The organism is Mycobacterium sp., from assembly GCF_040509115.1.
Classification (GTDB): Bacteria; Actinomycetota; Actinomycetes; order Mycobacteriales; family Mycobacteriaceae; genus Mycobacterium.
The window spans coordinates 1-3,644 of sequence record NZ_JBEVLO010000315.1 but is presented as its reverse complement, the minus strand read 5'-3'; the positions used below and the strand labels follow the sequence as shown (position 1 = coordinate 3,644).

4 protein-coding genes and 1 pseudogene are annotated in these 3,644 nt (G+C 64.2%); all 5 read right to left on the bottom strand.

Going from position 1 to position 3,644, the window contains the following annotated elements:
• Positions 1-295 precede the first annotated feature (295 nt).
• Positions 296-1,699 carry a replicative DNA helicase gene (dnaB, locus tag ABW137_RS22285; protein ID WP_526403621.1) on the bottom strand — a complete coding sequence of 468 codons (1,404 nt, stop codon included), beginning with the start codon at positions 1,697-1,699 and terminating at the stop codon, positions 296-298.
• A gap of 496 nt (positions 1,700-2,195) precedes the next feature.
• Complete coding sequence (rplI, locus tag ABW137_RS22280; RefSeq protein ID WP_526403620.1) at positions 2,196-2,651, bottom strand: 50S ribosomal protein L9; 456 nt, start codon at positions 2,649-2,651, stop codon at positions 2,196-2,198.
• Between the two features lie 21 nt (positions 2,652-2,672).
• Complete coding sequence (rpsR, locus tag ABW137_RS22275; protein WP_526403619.1) at positions 2,673-2,930, bottom strand: 30S ribosomal protein S18; 258 nt, start codon at positions 2,928-2,930, stop codon at positions 2,673-2,675.
• A gap of 34 nt (positions 2,931-2,964) precedes the next feature.
• Positions 2,965-3,477, bottom strand: a complete 513-nt coding sequence (gene ssb / locus ABW137_RS22270; protein ID WP_526403618.1) for a single-stranded DNA-binding protein — start codon at positions 3,475-3,477, stop codon at positions 2,965-2,967.
• Between the two features lie 94 nt (positions 3,478-3,571).
• Positions 3,572-3,644, bottom strand: a pseudogene (locus ABW137_RS22265) (30S ribosomal protein S6); the annotation flags it as partial.

The window sequence follows — 3,644 nt, the reverse complement described above, 5'->3', positions numbered from 1 at the left end:
GTAGGACCACAACGTCGGTGAGGGCAACCTGGTGTACTGGGAGGCCACGGGCAACCCTCATGGTCGGCCGGTACTGGTGGTGCACGGTGGACCTGGATCTGGCAGACCACTGATCGGCCAAAGGGGTTCGACCTCAAGGCATTTCAGGTCGTGATGTTCGACCAACGTGGATGCGGTAACCACACGCCTCACGCCAGCGACCCTGTAACGGTCATGGCGCACAACACCACCCGAGCACCTGATTGCCGACATCGAAGCATCACGCGAGCACCTGGGCTCGACCACACCCGCACTCTCAATGCGCCATGTTGGTGAAGCGCGACAAATGCAGTTGGTGCGCAACGGTTATCGTCTTGGTCGGACCGGCGCGATGCTTGGCGATGATGAGGTCGGCTTCGCCGCCACGGGGGTCGTCGCGCTCGAACGCATCGGGCCGGTGCAGGAGGATGACCATATCCGCGTCCTGTTCGATGGATCCCGACTCACGCAGGTCTGAGAGCATCGGCTTCTTGTCCGTGCGCTGTTCCGGGCCACGGTTCAGCTGGCTCATCGCGACCACGGGAACGCCCAACTCCTTGGCCAAAAGCTTGATCTGCCTGGAGAACTCGGACACCTCCTGCTGGCGGGACTCGACCTTCTTGCCCGACGTCATCAGCTGCAGGTAGTCGACCACGATGAGCCGCAGGTCCGCCTTCTGATGCAGCCGGCGCGCCTTGGCGCGGATCTCCATCATCGTGAGGTTCGGCGAATCGTCGATGTAGAGCGGCGCCTCACTGATCTCGCTCATGCGGCGCGCCAGCTTCGTCCAGTCGTCGTCGCTCATCCGGCCGGACCTCATGTCGGCGAGCTTGATCTTCGCCTCGGCCGACAGCAGGCGCATGACGATCTCGGACTTTCTCATCTCCAAGGAGAAGATGACGCTGGACATCCGGTTCTTGATCGAGCACGACCGCAGAAAATCCAATCCAAGTGTCGACTTCCCGACACCAGGCCTTGCCGCCACCACGATCATCTGACCGGCGTGCAGACCATTGGTCACCTCGTCGAGCTCGACGAAGCCCGTCGGCACACCGCGCGAGACACCGCCCTGCGAGGCGATCGCGTCGATCTCGTCCATGGTCGGCTGCAGCAGATGCTCGAGCACGACGAAGTCCTCCGTCGCACGCCGCTCGGTGACGTCGTAGATCTCTGCCTGCGCCCGGTCCACCACGTCGGCGACATCGGCACCGTCGGCACCGGCGTAGCCATACTGCACGACGCGCGTGCCGGCCTCCACGAGGCGTCGCAGCAGCGCCTTCTCCGCCACGATGCCCGCGTAATACCCCGCATTGGCCGCGGTCGGCACCGTCGAGATCAGCGTGTGCAGATAGGGCGCGCCGCCGATCCTCTTGAGCAGGCCGCGACGGTCGAGCTCGGCGGAGACGGTGATGGCGTCGGCAGGCTCTCCGCGTCCGTAGAGATCGAGGATCGCGTCGTACACGTTCTGATGCGCGGGGCGGTAGAAGTCACCGGGCCGGAGGCGCTCCAGGACGTCGGCGATGGCGTCCTTGGATAGGAGCATGCCGCCGAGGACGGACTGTTCGGCAGCCATGTCCTGAGGGGGCTGGCGCCCGTAGTCCTCACTAGGCGGCGGACCGTCCTCGTCCGAACGACCTCCAAAGTGACCGCCCGGACGGCCCAGGTCATCGACGACTGCCACGAAGCGTCCTACCTCCCCTTCACGTCCGTGCCTTGGCATCGAACATGCATTCGACATCGTCTGGTCGCGACTGTAAGTGTGCCCACCGACATCCACCCCCGCGAGAACACTGGGTGTAGTCGCGACGGCTCACGCTAGACGTTGCTGAGAGCAGCGCAACCCGACCTTGTTGATGAACCTGTGCATGGCGTGTGGATAGCCGTGGTCGGCCATGTTGAGGCCTTGGGGACAACTTGTGGAGTAATCACCAGTTTTTCGACATCCACGCAGATAAGGGCATCACAGAGCATGTGCGGATCTGTGGATGCCAATTGCCTCGGCGTGTCGGGCTGGGTTGCCTTCTCGGGCGTGTTGTGTTGCCAGCGATCGCCGGGCAGGTTAACAGCCGGTTAGGTTCGCTGTATCAGGAACGCTCGGTTGAGTTCGCCAGACGACACAGCAACGCCCGGGCGAAGACTGATCAAGTCTCCACCCGGGCGGATCGATGCTGCGGTTGCTACTCGGCGACGACGCTCAACGACACCGCGACGTTGACCTCGGGGTGCAGCTTCACGGCGACCGCATAGGTGCCAACGGCCTTGATGTGGGCCTTGGGCAGCTGGATGGTGCGCTTGTCCAGGTTGGGGCCGCCGGCCTTCTTGATGGCAGACGCGATGTCACTGGTGGACACCGAGCCGAACAGCTTGCCGCTGTCGCCCGCGGTCCTCACGGGCAGCGAGACGGGGCCGAGCGCCTCAAGGGCGGCCTTGATCTCCTTGGCATGATCGAGGTCGCGCACGGTCTTCGTCTCGCGCGCCCTGCGGATCTCGTCGGCCTGGCGCTCGGCGCCACGCGACGCCACGATCGCCATGCCACGAGGCAGCAGGAAGTTACGGCCGTAGCCATCCTTGACTTCGACGGTATCGCCAGCCGCACCGAGGTGGTCGACCTCGGCAGTGAGAATGAGCTTCATGTCGGTTGTCTCCGTTCCGGTCTAGCGCGACGCCGCGCTGAACGGCAGCAGAGCCACCTCGCGGGCATTCTTGACGGCGATCGCGATGTCACGCTGGTGCTGCACGCAGTTACCGGTGACGCGACGGGCGCGGATCTTGCCGCGCTCGCTGATATAGGTCCGCAGCAATGCGGTGTCCTTGTAATCGATGGTCTGCCCCTTCTTGGAGCAGAACGCGCACTTGCGAGTCTTGACCGGCTTTTCTGGAGCCGGGCGCCTCTTGGTGGAGGACTTGGCCATGTCTATCTCTTTCTAGGTACGTGAAAACTGTTGATCAGAAGGGAGGTTCTTCGTCGGCGCCGCTGAACGAACCCGACGCCGGGGCACTGCCCCACGGGTCGTCCGCCGGCGCGCTGCTGGCCGCCGCGGGACGCGAACCTCCGCCGCCGCCGCCACCGAAGCCGCCTCCACCGCCACCGCTGCGGCTGGCCTTGTTGACCTTCGCCGTCGCATACCGCAGCGAGGGACCGATCTCGTCGACCTCCACCTCGAACACCGTGCGCTTCTCACCCTCGCGGGTCTCGAACGAACGCTGCTTCAACCTGCCGGTCACGATTACCCGCGAGCCCCTGGTGAGGCTCTCGGCCACGTTCTCGGCAGCCTCACGCCAGATGTTGCAACGGAGGAACAGCGCTTCGCCGTCCTTCCACTCATTGGTCTGACGGTCGAACTGGCGCGGCGTGGACGCAACGGTGAAGTTGGCCACGGCAGCACCCGACGGGGTGAAGCGCAGTTCGGGATCGGCGGTCAGGTTTCCGACGACGGTAATGGTGGTGTCACCAGCCACGAGAGTCCTCCTGGGATCTGGGATTTGGCGGTGTGGTCGCAAGCTTTCGCAGGCGAGCCTACGGAAGCACTACGACGAGCACAGGCTGTTGGGCCTAGTGCTTGTCGGTCCGCATCACCTTGGTCCGCAGCACGGACTCGTTCAGGCTGAGCTGGCGATCCAACTCG

Coding starts and splice junctions, on each gene's coding strand:
- rplI (WP_526403620.1), bottom strand. CDS start 2,651: ATGAAGCTCATTCTCACTGCCGAGGTCGACCACCTCGGTGCGGCTGGC.
- rpsR (WP_526403619.1), bottom strand. CDS start 2,930: ATGGCCAAGTCCTCCACCAAGAGGCGCCCGGCTCCAGAAAAGCCGGTC.